We start from the raw sequence: 26378 nt of genomic DNA on the forward strand, positions 1-26378 counted from the left end.
ACGAGCAGGTCTACATCTCTCACCTTCGCCAACTCACCCGCCCGCCTCATCCCCGCGCACCGGCGCTCCGCCACCACAGCTAGTGTGCGAGAGGTGAGTGAGACGACTGTGCCGGATTCGGCGGGGGTGCCCGAGGCCAAGGACGCCTCGACCGTGATGCTGGTGCGTGACGGCGCCGCCGGTCCGGAGGTTTTCCTGCAGCAGCGGGCCGGGGCGATGGATTTCGCCGCCGGGATGACCGCTTTCCCAGGTGGGCGGGTGGATCCCGTCGACGCCGAGGTGGCGATCGACTGGGCCGGGCCGTCGCCGCGCTGGTGGGGGGAGCGGTTCGGGGTGTCGCAGGCCCGGGCCAAGGCGCTGGTCTGTGCGGCGGTGCGGGAAACCTTCGAAGAGTGCGGGGTGCTGCTGGCCGGTCCCACCGCCGATACGGTCGTCGCCGATACCACCGGTTATCGCAGGGAGCGGGAGCGGATCGAGGGCCGGGAGCTGACCCTGTCGGAATTCCTGGCACAGCAGCGGCTGGTGTTGCGTGCCGATCTGCTGCGGCCGTGGTCGCGCTGGATCACTCCGACGGTGGAGCGCCGCCGCTACGACACCAACTTCTTCGTGGCGGTGCTGCCCGAGGGCCAGTTGGCCGACGGCGCGACCACCGAAACCGATCTGGTGCTGTGGTCCACTCCGGCGGCGGCGCTGCAGACGTGGCGGGCGGGCGAGCATGTGCTGCTGCCGCCGACCTGGTCGCAGCTGACGTCGCTGGCCGGCTATTCCGATACCGGGCAGATCCTGGCGGCCGAGCCGCCGATCGATCCGATCCAGCCGGTGTTCGGTGAGGTCGACGGTAAGCAGCTACTGCAGTTCCCGGACAATATGCGCTACTTCGCCGATCTGCCGGACCCGTCGCGGCTGGTCGGGTCCAAGGGAATGCGCGATACCGATCCGTCGCTGCTGGGCGGCTCCGGGAATGCGGGCGGCGCCGCCGGCGGCCGGTAGCGTAACCGTCCATGGCGGAATTCGTATCCCTGTCCCGTGCCGGCGACGCGAGTGGGTCCGGACGTGGTGTGGCGGTGCTCCGTATCGCCCGCCCGCCGATGAATCTGTTCGATACCCAGCTGATCCGGGAGATCGCGGAGGCGGCGGCCGCCTGCGGCGCCGATCCGGAGATCGCGGCGCTGGTGGTCTACGGCGACGAGCGGGTGTTCTGCGCCGGTGACGACCTGGCCGAGCTCGCCGAGCTGCCGGCCGAACAGGCCGCCGCCATGGCCGCTGATCTGCAGACGGCGCTGGGCTGCCTGGCCGCGGTCGGGCAGCCCACGGTCGCCGCGATCAGCGGCTACGCCCTCGGGTCGGGGCTGGAGCTGGCGCTGGGAGCGGACCGGCGGATCATCGGCGACAATGTGAAGCTCGGATTCCCGCAGATCGATGCGGGCCTCATCCCGCTCGCCGGGATCCGGCGGCTGTCGCTGCTGATCGGCCCCGGGGCGGCGAAGGATCTGGTGTACAGCGGGCGTTTCGTGGAAGCGGACGAGGCCGCGCGACTGGGTCTGGTGGACGAGGTGGTCGCACCCGACGATGTGCTGGGGGCGGCGATCGACTGGGCCCGCCGATTCATCGACGGTCCGGCGCGGGCGCTGGCCGCCGCCAAGGCGGTGTTCGAGGCGGGCCCGCACGGGCACGAACAGGCCCGCACCGAGTGGGCGCAGCTGTTCGATACCGAGGATCAGCGTATTGGAACCCGTTCCTACCTGCGCGACGGGCCGGGGTCGGCCGTATTCACCGGGCGCTGAACGAGTCGCGGGCCACCAAGACCTACCCGGCGGTATCGAAAGGCCGGACAGCACCCATTAGGCTCTCCGATCATGACGGTACGCCCCGACGACCCCGCACCCCATCCGCACGCCACCGCCGCGGAGGTCGAAGCTGCATTCGAGGACACCAAGCTCGCCCAGGTGCTGTATCACGACTGGGAAGCCGAGACCTACGACGACAAATGGTCGATCTCCTATGACGAACGCTGTATCGATTACGCCCGCGGCCGGTTCGACGCCGCGGTAGGCACCGATGCGGAGTTGCCGTACGAGCGTGCTCTCGAACTGGGCTGCGGTACCGGTTTCTTCCTGTTGAACCTCATGCAGTCCGGGATCGCGAAGAGCGGTTCGGTCACCGATCTGTCGCCCGGCATGGTGAAGGTCGCGCTGCGCAATGCCGAGCGCCTGGGCCTGGATGTGGACGGCCGGGTGGCCGACGCCGAGACCATCCCCTACGACGACGACACCTTCGACCTGGTCGTCGGACACGCGGTGCTGCACCATATCCCGGATGTGGAGCAGTCACTGCGGGAATGCCTGCGGGTGCTGAAACCGGGCGGCCGTTTCGTCTTCGCGGGCGAACCCACCACCATCGGCAATTTCTATGCCCGCAACCTGGGCAACATCACCTGGAAGGCGACCACCGCCGTCACCAGACTCCCGTTCCTGCGGGACTGGCGTCGCCCCCAGGAGGAGCTGGACGAGTCGTCGCGGGCCGCGGCGCTGGAGGCCGTGGTCGACCTGCACACCTTCGACCCGACCCAGCTCGAGGATATGGCGCGCTCGGCGGGCGCCGTGGACGTGGCCGCGCATACCGAGGAATTCGCCGCCGCGTTGTGGGGCTGGCCGGTGCGGACCTTCGAGGCGGCCGTTCCGGACGAGAAGCTCACCTTCGGCTACCGGATGGCGATGTATCGCGCCTGGCTCGGGCTGAGCTGGGTGGACGAGAACGTGATGCGGCGGGTGGTGCCGCGGCAGTTCTTCTACAACGCCATGATCACCGGAGTGAAACCGGCCGCCGCCGGGAAATAGTGGGGTACGGCTTCAGCGCGGCCGATATCGGCTATCTCGGCTCGGCCGACGGTACGGCCGCGCTGGCCGAGGTGGCGAAGCTGGAACTCGGCTCCGCCTCGCAACTACGTGATGTGGCCGCGGTGCGCCGGGCTTACGGTGACCGCGCCCCGGCGCTCATCGAGACCGTCCGTCTGCGCCGCCGGGCCGCGGCCAAATTGTCCGGTGCGCAGGATTGGCTGCTGACCGACGACGCGGTACAACAGGCCACTCCCACCCTGGTCGCCCGTCACCGCGCCGGCCGGCTGGCGGGTCGCGATGTCCACGACGTCACCTGCTCGATCGGCGCGGAACTGGCCGAACTGGCCCGGGTGTGCCCGCGGGTGGTCGGTAGCGATCTGGACCCGATCCGGCTCGCCATGGCCCGGCACAATCTGACCCACCCGGTCCCGGCTCCGGCTGCTCCCGCGACAGCCTCCCCCGCGCCCCACGAAGGAACCGCTGTGGCCGGCGCAGCCGAAGCGACAGAGCGCAGGGGTGGCGAATCGGGGTTACGAGGGTTCGGCTCCCGCGGTGCCGCGGCGCAGGTGGATGAACACAGCTCACCAGCGCCCCACCTCACGCCGACGTGGGCGATGCCGCGGAACACCGTGCTCGTGCGCGCCGACGCCCTGGCCCCGTGCACGACCGGCACGGTCGTCGTGGCCGATCCGGGCCGGCGGGCCGATGGGAGACGCACCCACGATCCGGCCGCGCTGCAACCGCCGCTCCCGGATCTGCTGTCGGTGTACGCGGGCCGTGATCTGGTCGTGAAATGTGCTCCCGGACTGGATTTCGACCGGCTGGGCTGGGACGGTGAGATCGAGGTCGTATCGCTGGACGGAGGGGTCCGGGAAGCGTGCCTGTGGTCGGCGGGTCTGTGTGAGCCCGGTGTCGGCCGCCGGGCCACCGTCCTCACCTCGTCGGGTACGGCGACCACCCTCACCGACGCCGACCCGGACGAAATCCCGGAGCGTGAGCCGGGGGAGTGGATCGTGGACCCCGACGGTGCGGTGGTCCGCGCCGGGCTGGTCCGGCACTACGCGGCCCGCCACGGTCTGTGGCAACTGGATTCGCGGATCGCCTACCTGACCGGCGACCGTCCCCCCGCGGGGGTGCGCGGCTTCCGGATTCTCGACCGCTGTGTGCTGCGGGAGAAGATTTTGCGGGCCGAACTGCGCCGCCGCGACTGCGGGCCACTGGAGATTCTGGTCCGCGGTGTGGATATCGATCCCGATGTTCTCCGGCGACGCCTGAAGCTCACCGGATCCCGGCCCTATTCGCTCGTGATCACCCGCATCGGCACCGCGGCAACTGTTTTCCTGTGTGAGGCTTCGCGGGCCTGAGCGGATGATGGGGGCTCGCAACGGCCTACGGAAGTTCGACGTAGCGCGGTGGCGCGTACGTTCGCGGCACAGTCCCCGAGTCCCGCCCGATGGTTCTCCGGGCAGCCGGGCCGGATCGTGGGCCGGTGTCGGAGCGCCGGGGTACGGTCGCTCCATGACCATGTACGCCGCACTGCTGCGGGGGATCATGCCCAGCAATCCGAACATGAGCAACGACAACCTGCGCGGCGTGTTCAGCGGGCTCGGATTCGAATCGGTGTCCTCTGTGCTGTCCAGTGGCAATATCGTCTTCGCCACCGCGGATACCGATATCGCCGAACTCGAGGATCGTGTCCAAGAGGCGCTGAACGCCGAACTCGGTATTCCGGGCGGCACGATCATTCGCAGCGAGTCCGAACTGCGGGATCTTCTCGAACGCGACCCGTTCGCCGGTTTCACCCACGGCCGCGGCACCTACCTCACCGCCACCTTCTTCAAGAGAACCGGCGAGGCACCACCCATCGCGCCGGCCGACGGCGACCCGCTCACCACGGTCATCGGTTACGACGAGCCGGCCCGGGTCTTCCTCGCGGTCATCGACAACAGCACGCCGAAAACGCCGAATTTCATGGCGTGGCTCGAGCGCGCCTACGGCAAGGACATCACCACCCGCACCTGGCTGACGGTGCAGCGGGTGGTCAAGAAGATCGATGCGGTGAAGTAGCGGCGGCTCAGGCCTCCTGCGCGACGCCGCTCTTCTTCCGGGCGATATCGGCCAGCGCCGCCTCCCGCGCCGCCCGCTGGGCCGCACCGGCCTCCCAGGTGGATTTCCGGTTCTTCACCACCCGCGCCGGTGCGCCGACCGCGATGCTGTAATCCGGGATCTCACCCTTGACCACGGCGTGCGCGCCGAGCACACAGCCGCGGCCGACCCGGGTCTCCCGCAGCACGGTGACCTTGGCCGCGATCCAGGTGTCAGGGCCGATCCGGACCGGGCTCTTCACGATGCCCTGGTCTTTGATCGGCAGGGTGATGTCGTCCATGCGGTGATCGAAGTCGGTGATGTAGCACCAGTCGGCGACCAGCGTGGATTCGCCGATCTCGATATCGAGGTAGGTGTTGACGACATTGTCCTTACCGAACACCACCTTGTCGCCGATCCGCAGCGAGCCCTCGTGGCAGCGGATGGCGTTCCCGTCACCGATATGGACCCAGCGCCCGATCTCGAGCCGGCCGAGTTCGGGGGTCGCGTGGATCTCCACATTGCGCCCGAGGAACACCATGCCTCGCAGGATCACGTGCGGGTTGGCGAGCCGGAACTTGAACAGCCGGTAGTAGCGGACCAGGTACCAGGGTGTGTAGGCGCGGTTGGCCAGCACCCAGCGCAGCGAGTCCAGGGTGAGGAACCGGGCCTGCCGCCGGTCGCTGCGCCGGGAGCCCTGCCAGCGTGAGCGCAGCGGTGCGCCCCACATGCTCGTCACGAACGTTTCTCCTCGTATCCTGTGCTGCCCAGTACTGCCGGACAGCCTACTTTCGTGCTCGGGAGCCCCGGCCTATACCCTTCCGTTAATCTTCCACACACGTGGGCCCGGGGAGACAGGACGACAGAGGAGACCAGCAGGTGCGTATCGGCAGCGGCGTACGGACCGTGTCCTGGCTTGCGGCGGCGGTGGCCGCTCTGGGGGTGCTCACCGCCTGCGGTACCGATGTCGACGACATCACCGTCGGCCGCGGCCTGGGCTGGCCCGCGCCGGGGCACGAGAGCCGCAACAGCGGCACCACCCCGGTGACCGGTTCGCAGGCGCTGAGCCTGCAGTGGTCGCGGCCGGTGGGTGGACCGGTCGTGCAGCCGGTGACGGTGGGGTCGGACGGGCAGATCTTCGTCACCAGCCGCACCGACGCGAAATGCGACATCTTCTCCTACCAGATGCCCACGGGACGTAAGCGTTTCTGTAATCCGCTGGGGCCGAACGCCGTCTACTCGCCCACCCTGCTCGATGGCGCGAACAATGTGTACGTCGGCCTCGACAGCGGCGTGGAATCGGATAATTTCCTCGGGCAGCCGCGCTGGCGGACGCCGGTGGCGGGCGTGCCGATCGGAATGCAGTTCACCGGTGACGGGCATCTGCTGGTGATCACCCAGTCCGGCCAGGTCGACGTGCTGGAACGGCAGACCGGCAAGCGGATGGTCCCCACCCAGCAGTTGCTGCCGCAGCCCGATTTCCTGCAGTCACCGAATCTGGACTGGCCGCCGGCCGGTGCCGGCCTGGAGGACTGCCATACCGGCGGACCGGACTGCGCGGTCGCCACGGTGGCGGCGATGGATATCGATACCGGGCGGATCTATGCGACGGTCCGCAAGCCCGGCGAGTCCAAGGCTGCCCTCGTCGCGCTGCGCTATGCCGACGGAAAGGTCCGGCAGGAGTGGAGCCGGGAGATCCTGGCCGGTGGCAGTGCCACCGATCCGGCCCTGTCCGCCGACGGCGCGACGCTCTACGTCGGTGACAACAGCAAACGCCTGATCGCGGTGAACACCGCCGACGGCACTCCGAAATGGGAGGCGCAGCTGGACTGGGAGCCGCGCCGCGGGATCTCGGTCTCCGACGACGGCCTGGTCGTGCCCGCCGGTGACGACGGCTATCTGCTCGCCCTGCGCGACACCGGCGACAGTTTCGAACGAGTCTGGGAGCGTAAGGATCTGGCGCTGCGGGGCAGCCCGGTGCAGACCGCGGGCGGGATCGGTTACGTCACCGCCGCCATCGGGACCGGGCTGAACCTGATCACCTTCGATACCGGTACGGGCGCCACCCTCGACTCCGATGTCCTGCCGGGAGCCCAGGGCACCACCACCGGTACCGCGGTGGGCGCCGAGGGCGAGGTCGTGGTCGCCACCCGGATCGGGGAGATCTTCGCCTTCGCGGAGAACGACTGAGACGTCGGCGCCACCACCTGGGCGCGGGTCGCTCGTGCGCGGACGTCGCGAACTTCTCCGGCGACGCACACCGCGTGGGGACGAATCGTCGCTCCCGCCGTCACCCCAGCGGCGCGATCGTCGACGCCGCGCGCTCGGCGAATACCCCGGCGAGACGAGTTACGGTTACGCCCGACGACCTCCGTGGACCAGGTGAGCGGGGTGCGGTGCGCACGCTCGGGTTACTTCGGATCCCGTTCCGGCAGCGGGCGTTCCACGATCACCGGGCGGCCGAGTGGATTGCGCACCCGCCGTTTCGAGTCCGAATAGATACCGGCTGTTTCGGCCGCCACCACATCCCAGGCGAAATCGGCGGTCAGCCGCTCCCGCGCGGCGAACGCCCGATCCTGGGCGGCCACCGGATCGTCGAGTACCGAGATCACCGCGTCCACCAGGCCGTTCACATCGGCCGGTTCGAAGGACGCCCCGGTGACTCCGTCGATCACGGCCTCACCGAGTCCGCCGGCGGTCGAGGTGACCAGCGGGGTCCCGGCCGCGGCGGCCTCGAGTGCCACGATCCCGAACGGCTCGTAGCGGCTGGGCAGCACGATCGCGTCGGCGCCGTGCAGCCAGCCGAGCAGTTCGGCGTGATCGAGTTGCCCGGTGAAGTGCACCGCGCGCGCCACCCGGTGCGCCCGGGCCCGTTCGCGGAGCCATTCGAACTGGGTCCCGACCCCGGCCACGGTGAGGACGGTCCCGGGATGGGCCCGGCGGATACGGGGCAGGGCGGCGATGGCGTCCTGCACGCCTTTCTCGTATTCGAGGCGTCCCACGTAGAGCAGCCGGGGCGGGCCGCTGCGCGGTGAGCGGGTGCGGAATGTCCACGCCCCCACATCTATTCCGTTCCGGATCACGTGCACCGGGATCCGGTCGGGGCGGTAGAGCCGCTCCACCTCGTCCTTCATCGAGGAGGAGCAGGTGATCAGCGCATCGGATTCGTTGGCCAGCCACCACTCCACCGAATGCACCTGCCGGTTGACCCGGCCGGCGACCCAGCCGCTGTGCCGGCCGGCTTCGGTGGCGTGGATGGTCGACACCAGCGGAACGTCGTAGTACTCCGCCAGCGCGATCGCGGGATGGGCGACCAGCCAGTCGTGCGCGTGCACCACATCCGGTGTCCAGCCCTCGCCGATTCCCGGTTTGTCCAGTGCGACCCCGGCGCGCACCATCGCATGCCCCATGGCCAGGGTCCAGGCGAGCATATCCTCGCCGAAATCGAAGATCGGCGGGTCCTCGGCGACCGCCACCACCAGCACGCCCTCGGCGATGAACGAATGGGTGGGGTGGGTGGCCGGGCTGGTGCCGGTGGGCCGCCGGGCGAGTACCACCACTTCGTGACCGGCCGCGGCCAGCGATGTCGCCAGGTGATGGACATGTCTGCCCAGCCCGCCGACGACCACCGGTGGGTACTCCCACGACACCATCAAGATTTTCATCGCGGTCCTTCTGCAGGGGTGACGCGTAGCCTACGCGCGTCCAGGGCCGGGAACACGCCGTCGGCCACAGCCCATCCTGCCGCCAGCTCGTGCGCTCTGGCGAGTTGACCGGCTTCGACCGCACCGGCGATCTCACGTACCGCGTGCGCGTGCTGATGGGCTCGGTCGCGGGCGTAACCGGCGGCGGAGTCCTTGCTGACCATGAACGCCCAGTCGCTGGACACGGTCAGGATCGCTTCGCGTAGTAGCTGGTCGGCCACCGGATCGCGGCCGGTCGGCGCGCCGGCGCGCATCTTGTCGGCGGTATCCAGCGCGAGCCGGACGATCTCGGAGTTCAGCTCCACCAGATCGCGGACCTGATCGCCGGCCCAGACCCGCCAGTCCTTCCCGGATCCCCAGGAGGAATCGGCGAGCGGAACCGGGTCTCCGACGAAACCGCGGTCGCGCGCGTCGGCCAGGGTGCCGACGGTGATCCCGGCTTCCGGCAGTGCCCGCAGCACCTGCGCCAGCCACTGCGGGCCTTCGTGCCACCAGTGTCCGTAGAGTTCGGTGTCGAATGCGGCGACCACCAGCGCCGGGCGCCCGATCCGCGCGGATTCGGCGATCAGCCGTTCCCGCACCGTCTGCACGAAGTCCTCGACGTCGCGGCCGATCTGCGCGGCGGCGAGGTCGGGATCGTAGGGGGCCTTGTCCGGCCCGGCCACGGTTTTCCCGGTGACCCGGGCGGGTTTGAGTCCGGTCGCGTGATCGTAATGATGGAAATCCCGATAGGCCCCGTGTCCCGGGTAACCCGATTTGGGCGACCACACCCGGTAGCTGACCGTGAGATCGCGGCCGAACGCCAGGACCGGAGATTCGCGCACCGGGCGGCCCAGGGTCGTATCGCCGCGCAGCGCGGGCCCGTCGACCATGAAATGCGTCACACCCGCGTCCGCGTAGACCTGTTCCATCCCGGGAGTGAAGCCGCATTCCGGCGCCCAGATCCCGGACGGGGCGTGCCCCCAGCGCAGCCGGGCGTCGGTGAGGCCCTCGCGGAGCTGGAACTCGCGCAGCCGCTCGTCCAGCAGCGGTTGGAACGGGTGCGCCAGCGGCCCGCCCAGCAGTTCGATGACATCGCCGTCGAGCAGTTGGCGCCAGACCGGCGCGGCGCCGTGCCGCCAGTTCCGCTCGAATTCGGCCAGTGCCGCGGCCGCCAGCCGGTGTTCGTGCGCGCCGAGTGCGCGGTTTCCGGCCTTCGCGGCCTCGTCGGCCCGCAACTGCCAATTGCCCAGCCAGTGGTGCATACCCGCCAAGCAATGGGGGTCGTCGAGCTGGGCGGCAAGCACCGGGGTGATCCCGAGGGTCAGCAGATGCGATCGGCCCTCGGCGGCCAGCGTGCGCAGGACGTCGACGACGGGGAGGTAGGACGCGGCCCAGGACTGGTAGAGCCACTCCTCGCCGACCGGCCAGCGGCCGTGGTGGGCGAGCCAGGGCAGATGGGAGTGCAGGACCAGCGTGAACTGTCCGGGTACCGCGTCGGTTCGCTTGCCGCTCAAGGCTTCACCGCGAGCGCGACGAGATCGAGGCTGGTGTCGATGGCTTCGGGGGTCAGCGCGAAATCGTCGACGGTGATCCCGGCGACATCGGCGGTGAGTTCGGCGGGCCAGGGTTCACCGGCCAGGGCGCGTTCGATCTGGGCATCGATGAACGAGCCGCCGTGCTTGGCGTCGAGCGCGCGCAGTGTCGGCCCGTGGTGCACGCCGGTCATCAGCTCCACCCGGAACCCGGCCGCTTCGAGGAGTTCGGTGAGTTCGGCCGCGTTCAGTTCGCGGGTGTGGAAGGGGTTGAGCGGGGTATCGCGACCGGGCGAGAAGGTGATCCGGTTCGGGGTGCTGATGAGCAGTTCCCCGCCGGGGCGCAGGACTCGCAGGCATTCGCGGAGAAACTCCGCCTGATCCCAGAGGTGTTCGATCACTTGGAAATTGACCACCGCGTCCACCGCGGATTCCGGGAGGGGGAGCGCGGCGAGATTGCCGCGGACCATATGGACCGCCGGGTAGCGGGTGCGTACATGCGCCGCGGCGGTCCGGTCGTAGTCCAGGCCCACCACCGCTTTCGCGACCGCGGCGATCATATTCGCGCCGTAGCCTTCGCCCGATCCCGCCTCCAGGACGATCTTGTCCGCGCAACGCGGCAGCAGCCGGTCGTAGACGATCTCGTGCCGGCGGAACCAGTAGTTCTCCTCCGCGATACCCGGCACCGTGCGCTCGCCGGTCAACGGCAGCGGCTCCGGTGCGTCGTCGGTGGCCGGTGCGGCGGGAATCACAGCCTCGCTCATTGCGACGAGGTTACTGGTACGGCCCGGTACGGGAGACGCCCGGTGGGGCCTCGGAGTGGCTTGCGGCGTAAGTTACCCACGGGTAACTTAACGTAGGGTAATGTCTCGGCCTGAGCTACTCACATGGACGTACGGCCGCTGGAGATCGTGCGACCGCCAATACAGGTAACCAGAACAGGAGGTCGACGAAGACCGATGCCGAATATCGTCGTACTCATCAAGCAGGTGCCCGATACCTGGTCCGAGCGCAAACTGACCGACGGTGACTTCACCCTCGACCGTGAAGCCGCCGACGCGGTGCTCGACGAGATCAACGAGCGCGCCGTCGAGGAAGCCCTCCTGATCAAGGAGGCCCAGGGTGGCGAGGTCACCGTGCTGGCCGCCGGTCCCGATCGCGCCACCGAGGCCATCCGCAAGGCCCTGTCCATGGGCGCCGACAAGGCAATCCACATCAACGACCCGGCCATCCACGGCTCCGACGCCGTGCAGACCGCGTGGGTGCTGGCCGGTGCGCTGGGCCAGGTCGAGGGTGTCGAACTCGTCATCGCCGGTAACGAGGCCACCGACGGCCGCGCCGGCGCCGTCCCGGCCATCATCGCCGAGTACCTGGGCATCCCGCAGCTCACCCACCTGCGCAAGCTGACCGTCGACGGCGAGAAGATCACCGGTGAGCGGGAAACCGACGACGGTGTCTTCAAGCTGGAGGCCACGCTGCCGGCAATCGTGAGCGTCACCGAGAAGATCAACGAGCCGCGCTTCCCCTCCTTCAAGGGCATCATGGCCGCGAAGAAGAAGGAAGTGCAGACCTTCACCCTGGAAGATCTGGGCATCGACCCGTCGACCGTGGGCGTCGAGAACGCGGGCAGCAAGGTCACCGCGTCCACCCCGAAGCCGCCGCGTACCGCGGGCGAGAAGATCACCGACGAGGGCGACGGCGGCACCAAGATCGCCCAGTACCTGGTCGGCCAGAAGATCATCTGAGACCCGCACCCGCAGCAACTTCTAGGAGAACAGACAAATGGCAGAAGTACTTGTGCTCGTCGAGCACGCCGAAGGCGCGGTCAAGAAGGTCAGCACCGAACTGCTGAGCGCCGCCGCCGCCCTGGGCGAACCGGCCGCGGTGGTGCTGGGCGCGCCCGGCACCGCGGACAAGCTGTCGGACGCCCTGGCCGCCGCGGGCGCCGCCAAGATCTACGTCGCCGAATCCGATGACGTGGAGAACTACCTGGTCACCCCGAAGGTCGACGTACTGGCCGGCCTCGTCGAATCCGCTTCCCCGGCCGCCGTGCTGGTCGCCGCCACCGCGGAGGGCAAAGAGGTCTCCGGCCGGCTCGCCGCCCGCATCGGCTCGGGTCTGCTGGTCGACGTCATCGACGTGAAGGCCGACGGTACGGCCGTGCACAGCATCTTCGGTGGCGCGTTCACCGTCGACGCGCAGGCCACCGGCGATGTGCCGGTCATCTCGGTGCGCCCGGGTTCGATCGAGGCCAAGCCCTCGGCCGGCGCCGGCGAGAAGGTCACCGTCGAGGTCCCCGCGCAGGAAGAAGGCGTCGTCAAGGTCACCAGCCGCGAGCCCGTGGTCGCCGGTGACCGTCCGGAACTCACCGAGGCGAACATCGTCGTCTCCGGTGGCCGCGGTGTCGGTTCGGCCGACAACTTCTCCGTGGTCGAAGCCCTCGCCGATTCGCTCGGCGCGGCTGTCGGCGCCTCCCGTGCCGCGGTCGACTCGGGTTACTACCCGGGCCAGTTCCAGGTCGGTCAGACCGGTAAGACGGTCTCCCCGCAGCTCTACGTCGCCCTGGGTATCTCGGGCGCCATCCAGCACCGGGCCGGTATGCAGACGTCCAAGACCATCATCGCGGTCAACAAGGACGAGGAAGCCCCGATCTTCGAGATCGCCGACTACGGCATCGTGGGCGATCTGTTCAATGTCGCCCCGCAGCTGACCGAAGAGGTCAAGAAGCACAAGGGCTGATTCCGGCGCGCTTCGCGGAGAACGTCCGGCCGGTTTACCGGCCGGACGTTTTTTGCGCGGACACCTCCGGGCACATATTCGGGCACGTATCCACTGCCGGTGCCCCGGCCGCCGTAGCGGCCGATTCCCGTGGGCGGCGGACGCGAGGGGCCGCGGCCCGGCCGGCCGGCCCCTGGCCGGTTGGGGATAGATTCGGCATAAAGCCCCCTGAACGGATGCGGGATACAGCCGGGGGACCGATGAGGAAAGAGGGACCGGATCGATGGCCATTCTGGACGAGAAACTCCAAGACATCTATGCCGAGGTACTTCAGCGCAACCCTGGTGAGACCGAGTTCCACCAAGCGGTACACGAGGTGCTGGACAGTCTCGGTCCGGTGGTGGCCAAACATCCCGCCTACACCGACGCCGCGGTGCTGCGGCGCCTGTGCGAGCCGGAGCGCCAGATCATCTTCCGGGTGCCCTGGGTCGACGATATGGGCCGGGTCCAGATCAACCGCGGATTCCGGGTCGAATTCAATTCCGCACTCGGACCGTACAAGGGCGGGTTGCGGTTCCACCCCAGCGTCTACCTCGGGATCGTCAAATTCCTCGGCTTCGAGCAGACTTTCAAGAACTCGCTGACCGGTATGCCCATCGGCGGCGGAAAGGGCGGCTCCGACTTCGATCCGAAAGGCCGCTCCGAGGGCGAGGTGATGCGCTTCTGTCAGGCGTTCATGACCGAGCTCTATCGCCATATCGGGGAGTACACCGACGTACCGGCCGGTGATATCGGTGTCGGCGGACGCGAGATCGGCTACCTGTTCGGTCAGTACAAACGCATCACCAACCGTTTCGAATCCGGCGTGCTCACCGGGAAAGGCCTGGCCTGGGGCGGGTCCCGGGTCCGGACCGAGGCCACCGGGTACGGTGTCGTCTTCTTCGTCAACGAGATCCTGCGGGCGCGCGGCGACAGCTTCGAGGGCAAACGGGTCGTCATCTCCGGTTCCGGCAATGTCGCCATCTACGCGATCGAGAAGGTCGAACAACTCGGCGGCACAGTGGTCGCCTGCTCCGATTCCGGCGGCTACATCGTCGACGAGAAAGGTATCGATCTCGAGCTCCTCAAAGACGTGAAGGAGCGGCGGCGGGCCCGGATCGGGAGCTATGCCGACGAAGCCGGGGTCTCGGCCGCATTCATCGAAACGGGTTCGGTGTGGGAAGTGCCCTGCGATATCGCGCTGCCGTGCGCTACTCAGAACGAACTGAACGGCCGGGACGCGGTCGCCCTCGCAGACAACGGTGCCATGATCGTCGCCGAGGGCGCGAATATGCCGTGCACTCCGGAAGCCGTGCGGGTGTTCGCCGAGCGCGGGATCGTCTTCGCACCGGGTAAGGCCGCCAACGCGGGGGGTGTGGCGACCAGTGCGTTGGAGATGCAGCAGAACGCCTCCCGGGATTCGTGGTCGTTCGAGCACACCGAAGACCGTCTCGCCGAGATCATGCGAGGCGTGCACGACCGCTGTCTGGAGACTGCCGACGAATACGGCTCTCCCGGTGATTACGTCGCGGGCGCGAATATCGCCGGATTCATCCAGGTCGCGGACGCGATGCTCGCCCTCGGCGTCATCTGAGACCACGCCCGTCCGCGCAGCGGTCGGGATCGGCCGCAGGAATCATCCAGGAATTCCCGGGTCGGGGGCGTCGGCGCCGCGGCGAGGCCGGCGACCCCGGTGGTCGGTGCCCTCGGCCGGCGGCAGCGCGAACGCGAGCGCGGCGGCGAGCGCCGGAACGACGCAGAGCGCGGTCAGCACGGCCTGCGGCCCGTGCCGGTCGGCGATGCCGCCGAGTACGGGCATGAACAGCCCGCCCGCGCTCACCGCGATACCGAGTGTGACCCCGGCCGCGGTGCCGGGCCGGGCCGGGAGGTAGTCCTGTCCCAGTTTGACCAGCACCGCGAACGGTAGGTTGGCGGCCACCCCGGCCAGCGCCACCAGCACCAGCGCGAGCCGCGGGTCGCCGCACAGGCGCAGGGCGACCAGCGCCGGAACCGCGACCGCGCCACCGAGCCGGACGGTCGCCCGCATACCGATCCGGTCCGCGATGCGCCCGCCGGATACGGTGCCCACCACGCCGCCGACCAGGAAAGTGGTGAGCGCGACGCCACCCAGTACGCGGTCGGCGCCCAGGTATCCGATCCAGTACAGCGCAATGAAGGTGTTCATCCCGAGGAATAGGACCGAGCGGACGACGGCGACGACGGTCAGCACGAGGAATGGGCCCCATCGGTCGCGGCCGACGGTGAGACGCGAAGTCGGGAGGTGGGCTGTCCGCCGCGTCTGGTGCCGCCACAGGGCGTAGGCCGTGAGTACCGCCGGCGGAACGAACAGTGCGGTGGCCCCGATGCCCAGTGCGGACAGCAGCGGCGTGGCCAGTGCCGGGGCCAGGAAGAAACCGACGCTACCGCCGGCCGCGAAGAGGCTCATGGCCACGGTGCTGTCCCCGGCCGCGCGGCGGGCGTCCCGACCGGCGGCGGGATGGAAAGCGGCGATACCGATTCCGGAGACGAGGATCAGCAGCCATACCATCGGATACGCCGGTGCGAGACCCGCCAGCCCGGCTCCGGCCCCGGCCACCAGCAGCCCGGCCGGGGCGAGCCACAGCAGTGGCCGGCGGTCGACCAGCACCCCCAGCAGCGGCTGTGGCAGCGAACTACCCAGCGCGGCCGCCAGGGCGAGACCGGACGCGGCGACGTAGCTGTAGCCGCGTTCCAGGACGAAGAACGGGATACTGGCGGGGATCAGCCCCTGGTAGAAGTCGTCGACCGTATGCGCGAGGACCCAGTGCCGCATACGGTTCCATACCTGCACCGGACCCGCGGCGGGCGCGGGGACGGTCGTCGGGGTGTCCACAGCGAGATCCTCCTGGTCGTCGATCGAGGATCAGCGTAGGAAGCGACCGGCCATGACTTCTTCCGATAAGATGCCAAGATATGTCGATAACCCGCCGGATCGTTCCCACGCCCACCCGCGTTCGGGATCTGCCTGCGGGATCGCATATCGAGGTGCACAGCCATCCCGACCATCAACTGATCTACTGCAGCGGCGGTGCCGCGGAGGTCCGTACCGATACCGGTACCTGGATCGCGCCACCGGACCGCGCGATCTGGATTCCCGCCGGGCACCGGCACGAGCACCACTTCTACGGCCCGACTCGTTTCCACTGCATCGCTTTTCCGGTCGCGCCGGAGGGCGAGCGGGAGGCGCCGGTCGTGCTCGCGACCTCGGCGCTGGTGCGCGAACTGATCATCGCCTGTTCCGCACCGGGCGAATTGCCGGACCACGAACTGGGGCGGTTGCGGCAGGTCCTGCTCGACCAGCTGGGCCGGATGCCGCAACAGCGCCTGCTCTTGCCGGTCGCCGGTGACGAACGCCTCCGGCGCGCCTGCGCTCTCGTCGAGGCAGATCTGGAAACCACCTGGACACTGGCGGAACTCGGCCGGCGCGTGGGCGCCGGGGAGCGCACCCTCACCCGGTTGTTCCGGACCGAGTTCGCCATGACCTACCCGCAGTGGCGGACCCACCTGCGGCTGCACCGGGCAGTGCGATTGCTCGCCGAGGGGTACTCGGTGACCGCGGTGGCCGGTCGCTGTGGCTGGGCCTCGCCCAGCGCTTTCATCGATGTGTACCGGCATGCGTTCGGACGCACCCCGGGCGGTTCCCGACGTGGCAAGGGCCAATAGCCGCGGATCTCGGCGCGGTGTAGGCGTACGACGCATGGAAATACAGGAGGCGCGTGCCGGCGCTTCTGTTCGGTCTATTCCAATTGTTCTGTACGGGAACAGTTTCCGTGTCGAACACCTGTCATGGAATGGCTGTTCCGAGCACGACAATTGGCTAAGCTGTGCGCGCCGATCGATAAATCGACAGTGCGGGGCGATCGGCCGGGATCGCCGAATTCGGACAATTCAAGAATGGCCGCCGCGGCGGCAGGAAATGGGGAACTGTGTACGGCCGTAGGGGGTTCGGTCCCTTACCGGACAGTCGAGCCGTCTCGGCAGTGTTCGCCCGGGCGGCGGAATTCCGCACCGCCGGAGCGGCCGATTTCGGCTGCCCCATACTCGTCTCGGTCGCGGGCCTGGTGGACGCCCATCGCCGTCTGGCGGCGACACGGCCGAACTGGGACGAGGTGGCGATGACCTGGATCCCGGGCCGGTCCGAACCGGAACTGCCCGGTATGGATCTCGCCGCCGACCCGTTCACCGGCGCCTGGGAGGACGCGCAGCGCCATCTTCTCGTCATAGACCTGGAGGCGCACCGCGTTCTCGGTGAACCGGGCAGCGGTGCGGTGGAACATCACGAGGGGTTGGGTGCGGTATTCGGCCGCCTGGCGTATCTGTACACGATTTCATTCGACCGCTACATCCTGGACGGGCCCCAGGCGGCACACCGGCGGCAATTGGCTCGCGCGTATTTCTCCTACGAAAGCCTCGCGCGTGAACTGGCCTGCGGCGAAAAGTGCCTCCCTCCGCCGGCCGGTGGGCCTGCCGCCGAATCCGGGGATCGATGATCGCCCGATCGCACGGCGTGACCGGACACCGGCTGCCGGATTCTCGGAAGCGCTCGTAGCCCCAAGCCTGTCTCGGCGGGTTGGGCGTCGCGCGGGTCGGCGGGTCCATCGGGGCCGTCGATCGCGGTGGGGCGGTGCTGCACCGGTGCGTGTCGGGTGCGGCCCTCGCACCGCAGCCCGTGTACGACAGTCCTTCTCGTACTCCTGGATCGTGCGCACCGCATGGCTGCTACCCGTGCCGACCGGGAAATCACTCTGTGGGCCGATGTGGTGGTCCGGGGCGCGGGTGAGGATGGTGGTGCCGTCCGCCATCGGGGCGGACAAGGTGCAGTGGAGGTTCTATGAAGCTGGAAGCCGGGCAGGTCGCGGTGGTCACCGGAGCCGCGAACGGTATCGGCAGGGCCGTGGCCGCCGCGCTGGTCGATCGGGGGCTACGAGTTGTGGTGGCAGACGTCGAGGCCGAGACACTGGCGCGAACCGCCGCCGAACTCGGTGACCCGGTGCTCGCCGTGCCCACCGATGTCGCCGATATCGATCAGGTCCGGGCCCTCGCCGACCGGACACTGGCCACCTTCGGCCGGGTGGACCTGGTCGTCAACAATGCGGGGGTGAGTGCGGGCGGGCCGAGCTGGGATATCGCACCCGCGGAATGGGACCGGGTCTGGTCGGTGAACGTGGGCGGTGTGGTCAACGGTATCCATGTGTTCACTCCGCATCTCATCGCCGGCGGTGGCGGCCATATCGTCAACACCGCTTCGCTGGCCGGGCTGACCGTCGGCCTGTTCGGGGCGCCGTACGCGGCGAGTAAAAGCGCGATCATCTCGATCTCGGAATCACTGCGAGGTGAACTGGACATCCTCGCGCCGAATATCGGGGTCACTGTGGTGTGCCCGGGTCCGGTGGATACCCGGATGTTCCGGGGGCTGGCCGAGATGGCCGCAGGCGGGGCGTCGGAGGCGGAGACGCTGCCCGAGGAGGTCCTGGCCGCGCTCGCGCCGATGATGGAGGCCGTGGGCGAGATGGCGAAGGAAATGCTGCCCACCGCCCGCGCCGCCGAGATCGTGCTCGCCGCGGTGGAGGCCGGAAAGCTCTACGAGACCACGCATCCGGTGATGGCACACGCTGCGCTGGAACGTATCGAGACGATTCTCGAGGCGTTCGGTGCCCCCGCCGGATAGCGGTGCGCGAACTTCCCACGGAGGCGGCGATATGGCACAGCCCGAGGCACTGGCCCGGCCCGCATGGCGCAGCACCGGCCATGCGCGTTTCCCGTTGGCCGCCGAAGTGGTGGGTCACTGGTGGGTTCTGCGTCTGAACCCCTTCCCCGACCACTGCCTGTGGACCCTGTTCGTCGACGCGGTGGTCCGCTACGACATCGAGGAGGCGCCGGCCGCCTGGGGGAAACTGTCCCCGCGGTCGGCTCCGTCCCTGGATCCGGCTCTCGCGGAAACGGTGCTGGCTCCGGTGCGCCACCTGGCCGTCTACGGCAGCGAGGTGGGCCGGCCCTGTGACTGCCTGTTCTGCGGCGACTGAATCGGCCCGGTTCCCAGCAGACTCCCAGCTGTCTCCCCAGCCTGCGCACAGCGAGGCGAACTACTGTCGTCGTTATCCGGGGTTCGATCTATGTGATCGACGAAAAAAGCAGCGGGACAAGGAGTTTCACAGTGAATCCGAAACCGGCGAGTAGAGTTTTCGCGGCGTTGGTCTGCGCTGCGGGGGTCGGCGGCGCGGCCGTGGCGGGAGCCGGGATGGCCGGCGCCGATCCGGGGCCCGAGAAGAAGATCGTCATCAACGGCCAGGAGCGGCCCGATGTCGACCGGGTGATCCTGCGCGAGGACATCGAGCGGGAACTGCCGGGGTATCGGCTGCCTCCGGGTAGCCCCGGAGTGATCATCCTGAAGAGCGGCGAGGTTCAGGCGGTGCCCGAGGGTGCCGTGTTCCGGCAGCACCGCCTGCAGCGGTAACCGCGCCGCATCGTACCGGCCGTCTACGGACGGCCCCCACGAACCGACCCGAGCCGGATCCCTCGCCACTCGGGTTACCGGTGGCCCGCGGTGCCGAACCGGCGACGCCACCGAGGTCCCGGCGGCCACTGCCCGGCTGCCGGGACCCACCGGCCCGGTACGCCACCCCGCGTGTACCGGGCCGAGTGCGTTCGGGCAGCACTGCGGTGCCCGGCCGGGAGTGCCGCTATGCGCAGTGCAACCCGTCGAGCAGTGAATCGAGGATCGGGGTGCGCCGGGTGTCGGCGCGCAGGACGGCGGACACCGGGATGCGGAGGCGGTGGTCGGCCAGCGGCAGCACGGCGATGCCCTCGGTGGAACTGTTGGCGTAGAGAACCGTCCAGGCATCGGGGTGGTTGATCAGTTCCATCGTCGCGGTGTGGTCCGGCGGGATGGGCGGGCCGAAGGTCGGACCGGTGGGAAGGTCGGCGAAGGCGGACCGGATGACGTTGTGCAGGAGGAACTGCTCGGACTCCGGGGGGAGGAGCAGTGGGTAGGCGCTGAGCTCGGCGAGGGTGACGTCGGTGCGACCGGCCAGCGGATGCGCGGGGGCGGTGGCGAGGGTGAGGTCTTCCACCCACAGTTGTTCGACGACGAGTCCGGCCTGCTGCACACTGCCGCGGATCAGCGCCAGGTCACAGTCGCCGTCCGCGACGGCCGCGACCCGCTGGCGGAACGGCTTGATGACGAATTCGATCTCCGCCCCGGGATGTGCCTCGCGGGCGCCGGCGATGGCCGACAGCGACCGGGTGGCGAACGACATGTTCGCGGCGAGCCGGATACGTGGACCGGTGGTACGAATGGAGGCGCGGATGGCCGATTCCAGACCTAGCATCTGCTTGGCCAGCGGTAGTAATCTCGTGCTCGCGTCGGTGGGGACGACCGAACGGGTCGAACGCTCGAAGAGCTGGACGCCCAGGTCGTGTTCGAGCCGGGCGATCTGATGGCTGATCGCCGATTGCGAGATGAAGCACCGGGCCGCCGCCCGGCTGAAACTGAGCTCCTCGCACACCGCGACGAAGTACGTGAGCTGGCGAAGTTCCACCTCGATCTCCATTCATGACCAGAACAGATAAGAGTCATCTCAATTATGCGCCCTGAACCCTGAAATATCTGCCTTACGGATGACGGTTCCTAATGAGTGAAGGAGGCTGTCATGCACAAGGTCACTGAGATCGGCGCCGGCATCGAGTACGCGGACGTCGTGATCATCGGTTCGGGGTTCGGCGGGCTCGCCGCGGCCAAACAACTGGCCAAAGCGGGAGTGGACTATGTCCTGATCTCGAGCACGCCGGAACACCTGTTCCAGCCGCTGCTCTATCAGGTCGCCACCGGGGTGTTGGCGTCCGCGGAGATCGCACCCCCGATCGCGAACATCCTGCGTCGGCACAAGGAAGCCGACGTCCGGCTGGGCGAGGTCACCGCGATCGAGCCCGACGCCGCCATCCTGACCTACCGCAGCGGTGACGAGGTCCGCCGGATCCGCTACGGATCGCTGATCGCGGCCACCGGCGCCAGCCAGTCGTACTTCGGCCGCGACGACTTCGCCGACAAGACCTACTCGCTCAAGACCATCGACGACGCCAAGCTGCTCCGGGCCCAGATCTCACGGGTGTTCCGCGAGGCGGCCCAGGCCGACGAGGCGACCCGGCGGCGGCTGCTGTCGTTCGTCGTGGTCGGTGCCGGGGCCACCGGTGTGGAGGTCGCCGGACAGTTGAAGGAACTCGCGAAGCGGTATTACCACGAGGAAGTTTCGGTGACCCTGGTCGAGGGCGCCGGTGCCGTCCTACCGCCGTTCGGCGGCGGGCTGTCGGAGTACGCGAAGAAATCGCTGACCCGCAGCGGTGTCGAGGTGCTGCTGGGCACCTTCGTCACCGATATCGAGGACGGGCACGTCACGGTCAAGGACAAAGAGGGCGCCGAGCGGCAGATCGACGCCGAGACCATCGTGTGGTCGGCGGGCGTACAGGCGGGCGGTTTCGCGAAACTGCTGGCCGAGGCCACCGGCTGTGAGACCGACCGCGCCGGTCGGCTGCTGATCAACCCCGACCTCACCGTGGGCGGCTATGCCGATATCTACGCGATCGGTGATATGACCTCGCTGAACGGCTATCCGGGTCAGTCGCCGGTGGCCATGCAGGAGGGGCGGCACGCCGCCGACATCATCAGCCGCGACAAGCACCCGGGCACTCCGTTCGTGTACTGGGACAAGGGCAGCATGGCGGTGATCAGCCGGTTCAGCGCCGTCACGAAGCTGAACGACAAGATCACCTTCCGCGGTGTGTTCGCGTGGTTCATCTGGCTGGCCGTGCACCTGTTCTACCTGGTGGGCTTCCGGAACCGGTTCGCCGCGGTCCTGTCGTGGCTGGTGGCGTTCATCGGTACCGGGCGGCCGGGATTCCAGGAGGTGGACCGGCAACATCTGGAACGGGTGCGCGAACCCGAACGTTTCGTCGCTTAGCACCGCCTGCGGCGGGCCCGTGGGACGGGCCCGCCCGCGGCGCGTCCGAGCGGCGAATTCCAGGTTGCGCGCAGTCCAACGGCGGAGCCGTTTTCGCTGTTCACGCGAACGCGCGGGTACCGGGCGGTGAACGCCCGGTATGACCTGCGTCTCGTTAACCGAACCGGCATGTCCGCGACATATGACGGTCGCCCGGACGCCGTATCGGGCTGGCCTGCTTGGCAGCATGGCTATTACGTCCGTCCCGACGGCTCCGGCTCGACCGGCCGCCGGCGAGGATCACCGGTCCCGATACGCCCTGATCGTCTCCTCCGACACCGACCATCGCATCGCGGCGCAGCGGTTGCGGTACAACGTATTCGCCGATGAGCCCGGTTTCCGGATCCCCGACGACGGCACGGGGCTGGACGCGGACCGTTTCGACGAGCACTGCGACCATATGCTGGTCCGCGACGAGGCCACCGGCGAATTCGTCGGGTGCTACCGGATGTTGCCGCCGGACAAGGTCGCTGCCGCCGGCGGATACTACACCGCCACCGAATTCGACCTCACGAATCTCGACCCGGCGGGTATGCGGATCGTGGAGATGGGCCGGGCCTGCGTGGTCCCCGACCATCGCAACGGTTCGGTGCTCACCCTCATGTGGGCGGGAATCCTGCACTACATCCAGCTCACCGGTTACGACTGGGTGATGGGATGCGCCTCGGTCCCCATGCAGAACAGCCCCGGCGACCCGGCCGGGGTCAATGTGCGCGGCGTCCGCGATCTCCTGCTCGGCAAACACGCCTGCGCGCCCCGCAAGCGTGTCCGCCCCTATCGTCCCGTAGTTGTCGACGGGGTGACCCTCGACGAGCTGCCCGCCCCCGGACGCCCCAAACTGCCGCCGCTGCTCAACGGCTACCTGCGGCTCGGCGCCGAGGTCTGCGGGGAGCCCGCGCACGATCCGGATTTCGCCGTGGCGGATTTCGTGGTGTTGCTGGGACTCGACACCATCAACACCCGGTATCTGGATCGGTTGCGCGGTGCGGCCGCGAATTTCGACGGCGGGCGGTGACGTGATGGAAACCGTCGCGCAGCAGGTGGACCGGCCACCGGCGAAGGCTGCCGCCCCGCACGCCTGGATGCCGGTGAGCCCGTGTGGGACCGGTTGTGTGCAGCAGCGCCCCGAGATCGGTGTCGTGCGGGCCGGATTGCGCGGGATGGGGGCCGTCTCGGTGCTGCTCGCCTACCCGTTCGCGCACCTCGTCACCCCGGCGTCCCGGCGTTCGGGGGTGCAGCGGCGGTTTGCCCGGACCCTCCTGCGCGCATGCGGTATCCGGCTGCGGGTGATGGACCGGCGCACGGGAGCCGCGGCGATCGGGCCGCGCTACGCCGAGCCGGGCACCGGAGTACTCGTCGCCTGTGGGCATATCGGCTGGGCGGATATCGTCGTGCTCGCCTCGGTGCAGCCGCTCGCGTTCGTGGCGCGGGCGGATCTCATCGACTGGCCGGTGCTCGGCGCCCTCGCCCGGGTGATGCGGATCGTCCCGATCGAGCGGGAACGCCTGCGCCGCCTGCCGGATGTGATCGAGCAGGTCGGGCACCGGCTCGCCGCGGGGGAACGGATCGGATTCTTCCCGGAGGGCACCACCTGGTGTGGCCGTGCCTACGGGTCACTGCGGCCCGCGCTGTTCCAGGCCGCGGTCGATACCGCGACCCCGGTGCAGCCGGTCCGGCTGCGGTACCTGGACGCGCACGGTAACCGGTCCACCGTCCCGGGTTTCGTGGGCGAGGACACCCTGGTCGATTCGATCGTTCGGGTATTGCGGGCGCGGAATCTGACGGCGGAGGTGGTCTTGGCGCCGGTGGAACAGGCGGGCACCGACCGCAGAGAGCTGGCCCGCCGGTGTGAGCGAGCGGTGCGGGCGGAAGAACTCTCGGATGCCGCGCACGCGGTGCTGGCGGCAGCGGGCCGGCAGCTGACGAGAGCGGCGGTCACCCCCGTCTGATCCGTGCGGTTCCGGCCGGGCCTACCGGGGTGAGCCCGGCCTTCTGCTGCTATATAGCGACTCGCTCGGTTACGTACCGCTATTCAACGGCTACTTGCCGGTGTGTCAGCGGGCGCTGCCAGTGCCCGGCAGAGCGGGCAGGGCGAAGGGCAGCTGCGGCAGTGCCGGCAGCTGAACCTGTGGCAGCAGGCTGGGCGGGGGCGGCGGGATATAGGGGTTGGGCATATTCCAGTTCGGCGGCGCGCCCCCGCCGCCACGGGGATTCTCGTGGCGGTCCCAATCCGCGGGCCGGTCGTAATCGCGGCCGCGGTCGTTGTGTGAATCGCGGTCGGGGTACTGGTTGTCGCCGCTGTTGAGGTGGTCCTCCCAGCCGTCGTAGTCCTGCCGGTGGTGGTCCTTGTAGCCGTAGTGGCCGTTGTCGTCCCAGCCGAAATCGTTGTCGTCGCCGAAGTCGTCGCCGTCCCAGGCCTGATGGTCGTTGTCGTCCCAGCCGTTGCTGTCCCAGCCGGAGCCATCGCCGAAGCTGTCGCTGGAATCGCTGCTGATGTGGGTCGCGCCGATCTGATCGGCGAGGGCGGGTCCGGCCCCGGCGACCAGCGGCGCGAGGGTGATGACGGCGAGCGCGGCGATCCGCGCCGCGAGACGGCGGGCGCGCTGTTCGTGATTTCGGTTCATCGGCGGGGTCCTCACTCGGTCACGCCCCCGTTCGTTGTCCGGGGCGGATCGCACTTCGCGAGTGCTTATTGATACAACAGTCACCGTACCGCTATATAACGGTACATTCAACAAGTTAGTGTCAAGCGGGGTGATCGGCACGGCCGGTGAACAGGTGGTGTCTCCCGCCGGCCGCGCGCCGCGCCGCCACCCGGGTTTCCGACGTGCGGGACACAGCGATGGCATATCCGGCTACGGTGGTGAGGAACACCGTGGAGCAGCCGTCCGGCTGCCGAATCCGCAGGACCCGGCCGCGACTTGCCCCCCCGGGTCCACGGAAGCTCCGCTCGGCAGCCCGGCGCCGAGTGCCATGGGTTTCGGATGGGTATCCCCGAAAGGTCCCGGCCCCGATCCGACTCCGGACCGCCGGTGCGGGACCCACCCCTCTCGACCTCTGCCGTACGGAACTCGTGGCGGCAGCGCATACCGAAGATCGGAGCAAGACCATGTACGACAACCATCCCGGGCTGTTCAGTCACGTCCCCACCGAACCCGAGCCCTACGCGTTACCGGCCGACGATCACCGTCCGGTCTTCCTGACCGCGGCACTCGAGACCGACAATCCCTCCGTGTCCGACACCGGTACCGAGTAGCGATGCCCGGCCGGGTGCAGGACTTCGGCTATGCGGCGGGCTGGCGGCTGGTGCGGGCCCTGCCGCACCGGTGGGCGGTGCGCCTTTTCGACGCGGCCGCCGACCGGATCGCGCGCCGCGACGGCGGCCCGGCCCAGTTGCGGCGCAATCTCGGCCGGGTCCTCGGCGTCGATCCCGCGCAGGTTCCGCCGGCGCTGATCCGGGCGAATCTACGGTCCTACGCCAGGTATTGGCGGGAGGCCTTCCGGTTACCCGCGATGGATCCGCAGGCACTGGCGGACACCATCGAGTCCTCGGCCACCGGGCTCCACCGGATCCGGGAGGCGTACGCCGCCGGCCGAGGGGTGGTGATCGCCCTGCCGCACAGCGGGAACTGGGACCTCGCCGGTGTCTGGCTCGTGCAGCGGGTCGGTACGCCGACCGTGGTCGCCGAGCGGCTGCGGCCGGAGTCGCTGTTCCGCCGGTTCGTCCGCTTCCGGGAGGGGCTGGGTTTCGAGATCATCCCGCTCACCGGCGGCGACACACCCCCGTTCCGGCTGCTCACCGAACGGCTGCGCGCAGGCGGCGTGGTCTGTCTGCTCGGTGAGCGAGATCTGTCCGGCCGAGGGGTGCCGGTGACCTTTTTCGGTGCGCCGGCGCGGCTCCCCGCCGGTCCCGCACGGCTGGCCATCGATACGGGCGCCCCGCTGCTGCCCGTGCACTGCTGGTTCACGGCGCACGGATGGGGATTCTCGGTCGGAAATCCGATCGACACCTCCCGTGGAGTCCGGGAGGCCACCCAGGAGCTGGCCGACCGCTTCGCCGCCGGCATCACCGCCCATCCCGCGGACTGGCACATGTTGCAGCGGGTCTGGACGGATGACGGGGCGGCGCCGAGGCCGATCGGGCGGGCGCCGCATTCGCCCACGTCGGCCGCCCCCGAGCAGGGGGAATAAGCGCCGACTCCTGACAGCTGTTCTCTACTGAATCACGCGCCGGACAACAGGCGAACCCGGCCGGGTACCTCTTTCGAACTGCCGCAGTCCCAGGACGCCATCGCCGCCCTGCCCCGTATCCGCCGGGCCCCCGCTACCTCCGGGCGACGGGTTGCTCCACTCGGCGGTCCGGCGCGGAGCGGCCTCGGGTTCGGATGGGTATCCCCGAAAGGTCCCGGGCCGCCGGTCGTCCCGACCACCACGGGACGCGCATCTCGA

26 protein-coding genes are annotated in these 26378 nt (G+C 68.9%); 19 read left to right on the top strand and 7 right to left on the bottom strand.

Going from position 1 to position 26378, the window contains the following annotated elements; translation table 11 throughout:
* Window positions 1-156: 156 nt before the first annotated feature.
* The 5 genes from NS4_RS11600 to NS4_RS11620 all read left to right on the top strand — a co-directional run bounded on the left by NS4_RS11600 (window position 157) and on the right by NS4_RS11620 (window position 4904).
* Window positions 157-990: an NUDIX hydrolase gene (locus tag NS4_RS11600; protein ID WP_245665321.1), complete on the top strand. Its 834-nt coding sequence runs from the start codon at window positions 157-159 to the stop codon at window positions 988-990.
* An 11-nt stretch (window positions 991-1001) separates the two neighbouring features.
* Entirely contained in the window at window positions 1002-1784 is a 783-nt protein-coding gene (locus tag NS4_RS11605) for an enoyl-CoA hydratase-related protein (RefSeq protein WP_063059540.1), read from the top strand.
* Between the two features lie 72 nt (window positions 1785-1856).
* A complete protein-coding gene (locus NS4_RS11610) occupies window positions 1857-2837 on the top strand; it encodes a class I SAM-dependent methyltransferase (protein WP_063059541.1) in 981 nt (326 codons plus the stop codon).
* The gene (locus NS4_RS11615) at window positions 2837-4201 is read left to right on the top strand and encodes a THUMP-like domain-containing protein (RefSeq protein WP_063059542.1); all 1365 of its coding nucleotides are present in this window, start codon (window positions 2837-2839) and stop codon (window positions 4199-4201) included. The genes NS4_RS11610 and NS4_RS11615 overlap by 1 nt, the downstream gene beginning before the upstream one ends.
* A 154-nt stretch (window positions 4202-4355) precedes the next feature.
* Entirely contained in the window at window positions 4356-4904 is a 549-nt protein-coding gene (locus NS4_RS11620; protein WP_063059543.1) for a DUF1697 domain-containing protein, read from the top strand.
* Between the two features lie 7 nt (window positions 4905-4911).
* Here NS4_RS11620 and NS4_RS11625 read toward each other — a convergent pair whose 3' ends face one another.
* The gene (locus NS4_RS11625) at window positions 4912-5661 is read right to left on the bottom strand and encodes an acyltransferase (protein WP_063059544.1); all 750 of its coding nucleotides are present in this window, start codon (window positions 5659-5661) and stop codon (window positions 4912-4914) included.
* Window positions 5662-5801: 140 nt separating this feature from the next.
* Between NS4_RS11625 and NS4_RS11630 the strand changes: the two genes are divergently transcribed.
* Window positions 5802-7112, top strand: coding sequence for an outer membrane protein assembly factor BamB family protein (locus NS4_RS11630; RefSeq protein WP_245665295.1), 1311 nt, complete (start codon window positions 5802-5804; stop codon window positions 7110-7112).
* A 221-nt stretch (window positions 7113-7333) separates the two neighbouring features.
* Here NS4_RS11630 and NS4_RS11635 read toward each other — a convergent pair whose 3' ends face one another.
* The 3 genes from NS4_RS11635 to NS4_RS11645 are packed head-to-tail and all read right to left on the bottom strand — an operon-like array spanning window position 7334 to window position 10904.
* On the bottom strand, window positions 7334-8587 hold the full coding sequence (locus NS4_RS11635; protein WP_063059545.1) for a glycosyltransferase family 4 protein: 1254 nt from the start codon (window positions 8585-8587) through the stop codon (window positions 7334-7336).
* A complete protein-coding gene (locus NS4_RS11640) occupies window positions 8584-10122 on the bottom strand; it encodes a 1,4-alpha-glucan branching protein domain-containing protein (protein ID WP_063059546.1) in 1539 nt (512 codons plus the stop codon). The genes NS4_RS11635 and NS4_RS11640 overlap by 4 nt, the downstream gene beginning before the upstream one ends.
* Window positions 10119-10904, bottom strand: coding sequence for a class I SAM-dependent methyltransferase (locus tag NS4_RS11645; protein WP_063059547.1), 786 nt, complete (start codon window positions 10902-10904; stop codon window positions 10119-10121). Before NS4_RS11645 ends, NS4_RS11640 begins: the two co-directional genes overlap by 4 nt.
* A 195-nt stretch (window positions 10905-11099) precedes the next feature.
* On the opposite strand from NS4_RS11645, the gene NS4_RS11650 reads away from it, so the two are divergent.
* The 3 genes from NS4_RS11650 (at window position 11100) to gdhA (ending at window position 14491) form a co-directional block, all read left to right on the top strand.
* Entirely contained in the window at window positions 11100-11885 is a 786-nt protein-coding gene (locus NS4_RS11650) for an electron transfer flavoprotein subunit beta/FixA family protein (RefSeq protein ID WP_063039853.1), read from the top strand.
* A gap of 37 nt (window positions 11886-11922) precedes the next feature.
* Window positions 11923-12879: an electron transfer flavoprotein subunit alpha/FixB family protein gene (locus tag NS4_RS11655; RefSeq protein WP_063059548.1), complete on the top strand. Its 957-nt coding sequence runs from the start codon at window positions 11923-11925 to the stop codon at window positions 12877-12879.
* A gap of 262 nt (window positions 12880-13141) precedes the next feature.
* On the top strand, window positions 13142-14491 hold the full coding sequence (gene gdhA, locus NS4_RS11660; RefSeq protein WP_063059549.1) for an NADP-specific glutamate dehydrogenase: 1350 nt from the start codon (window positions 13142-13144) through the stop codon (window positions 14489-14491).
* A gap of 42 nt (window positions 14492-14533) precedes the next feature.
* Here the strand turns inward: gdhA and NS4_RS11665 are convergent, their stop codons facing one another.
* Window positions 14534-15709: an MFS transporter gene (locus NS4_RS11665; protein ID WP_084487157.1), complete on the bottom strand. Its 1176-nt coding sequence runs from the start codon at window positions 15707-15709 to the stop codon at window positions 14534-14536.
* A gap of 140 nt (window positions 15710-15849) precedes the next feature.
* On the opposite strand from NS4_RS11665, the gene NS4_RS11670 reads away from it, so the two are divergent.
* The 5 genes from NS4_RS11670 to NS4_RS11690 all read left to right on the top strand — a co-directional run bounded on the left by NS4_RS11670 (window position 15850) and on the right by NS4_RS11690 (window position 19390).
* Window positions 15850-16599 (top strand): AraC family transcriptional regulator, encoded by a 750-nt coding sequence (locus tag NS4_RS11670; protein WP_063059550.1) that lies wholly within the window; start codon window positions 15850-15852, stop codon window positions 16597-16599.
* A gap of 263 nt (window positions 16600-16862) precedes the next feature.
* Window positions 16863-17426: a hypothetical protein gene (locus NS4_RS11675; protein ID WP_157106010.1), complete on the top strand. Its 564-nt coding sequence runs from the start codon at window positions 16863-16865 to the stop codon at window positions 17424-17426.
* Between the two features lie 341 nt (window positions 17427-17767).
* A complete protein-coding gene (locus NS4_RS11680; RefSeq protein ID WP_063059552.1) occupies window positions 17768-18604 on the top strand; it encodes an SDR family oxidoreductase in 837 nt (278 codons plus the stop codon).
* Between the two features lie 31 nt (window positions 18605-18635).
* Complete coding sequence (locus NS4_RS11685; RefSeq protein ID WP_063059553.1) at window positions 18636-18959, top strand: hypothetical protein; 324 nt, start codon at window positions 18636-18638, stop codon at window positions 18957-18959.
* 131 nt (window positions 18960-19090) lie between these two features.
* The gene (locus NS4_RS11690) at window positions 19091-19390 is read left to right on the top strand and encodes a hypothetical protein (protein WP_063059554.1); all 300 of its coding nucleotides are present in this window, start codon (window positions 19091-19093) and stop codon (window positions 19388-19390) included.
* 226 nt (window positions 19391-19616) lie between these two features.
* Here NS4_RS11690 and NS4_RS11695 read toward each other — a convergent pair whose 3' ends face one another.
* On the bottom strand, window positions 19617-20474 hold the full coding sequence (locus tag NS4_RS11695) for a LysR family transcriptional regulator (RefSeq protein WP_063059677.1): 858 nt from the start codon (window positions 20472-20474) through the stop codon (window positions 19617-19619).
* Window positions 20475-20585: 111 nt separating this feature from the next.
* Here NS4_RS11695 and NS4_RS11700 point away from each other — a divergent pair, with 111 nt between their 5' ends.
* From NS4_RS11700 to NS4_RS11710, 3 genes are all read left to right on the top strand, one after another.
* A complete protein-coding gene (locus NS4_RS11700) occupies window positions 20586-21890 on the top strand; it encodes an NAD(P)/FAD-dependent oxidoreductase (RefSeq protein ID WP_063059555.1) in 1305 nt (434 codons plus the stop codon).
* A 226-nt stretch (window positions 21891-22116) separates the two neighbouring features.
* A complete protein-coding gene (locus NS4_RS11705; protein WP_063059556.1) occupies window positions 22117-22944 on the top strand; it encodes a GNAT family N-acetyltransferase in 828 nt (275 codons plus the stop codon).
* 4 nt (window positions 22945-22948) lie between these two features.
* On the top strand, window positions 22949-23878 hold the full coding sequence (locus NS4_RS11710) for a lysophospholipid acyltransferase family protein (protein WP_063059678.1): 930 nt from the start codon (window positions 22949-22951) through the stop codon (window positions 23876-23878).
* A gap of 105 nt (window positions 23879-23983) precedes the next feature.
* Here the strand turns inward: NS4_RS11710 and NS4_RS11715 are convergent, their stop codons facing one another.
* Complete coding sequence (locus NS4_RS11715) at window positions 23984-24553, bottom strand: hypothetical protein (RefSeq protein WP_063059557.1); 570 nt, start codon at window positions 24551-24553, stop codon at window positions 23984-23986.
* Between the two features lie 449 nt (window positions 24554-25002).
* Here NS4_RS11715 and NS4_RS11720 point away from each other — a divergent pair, with 449 nt between their 5' ends.
* Together NS4_RS11720 and NS4_RS11725 are read left to right on the top strand one after the other, a co-directional pair.
* Window positions 25003-25185 (top strand): hypothetical protein, encoded by a 183-nt coding sequence (locus NS4_RS11720; RefSeq protein WP_063059558.1) that lies wholly within the window; start codon window positions 25003-25005, stop codon window positions 25183-25185.
* A 2-nt stretch (window positions 25186-25187) separates the two neighbouring features.
* On the top strand, window positions 25188-26120 hold the full coding sequence (locus NS4_RS11725) for a phosphatidylinositol mannoside acyltransferase (RefSeq protein ID WP_063059559.1): 933 nt from the start codon (window positions 25188-25190) through the stop codon (window positions 26118-26120).
* The last annotated feature ends 258 nt before the right edge of the window (window positions 26121-26378 follow it).

The sequence above is a fragment of the Nocardia sienata NBRC 100364 genome (genome assembly GCF_001613205.1).
Lineage (GTDB): Bacteria > Actinomycetota > Actinomycetes > Mycobacteriales > Mycobacteriaceae > Nocardia > Nocardia sienata.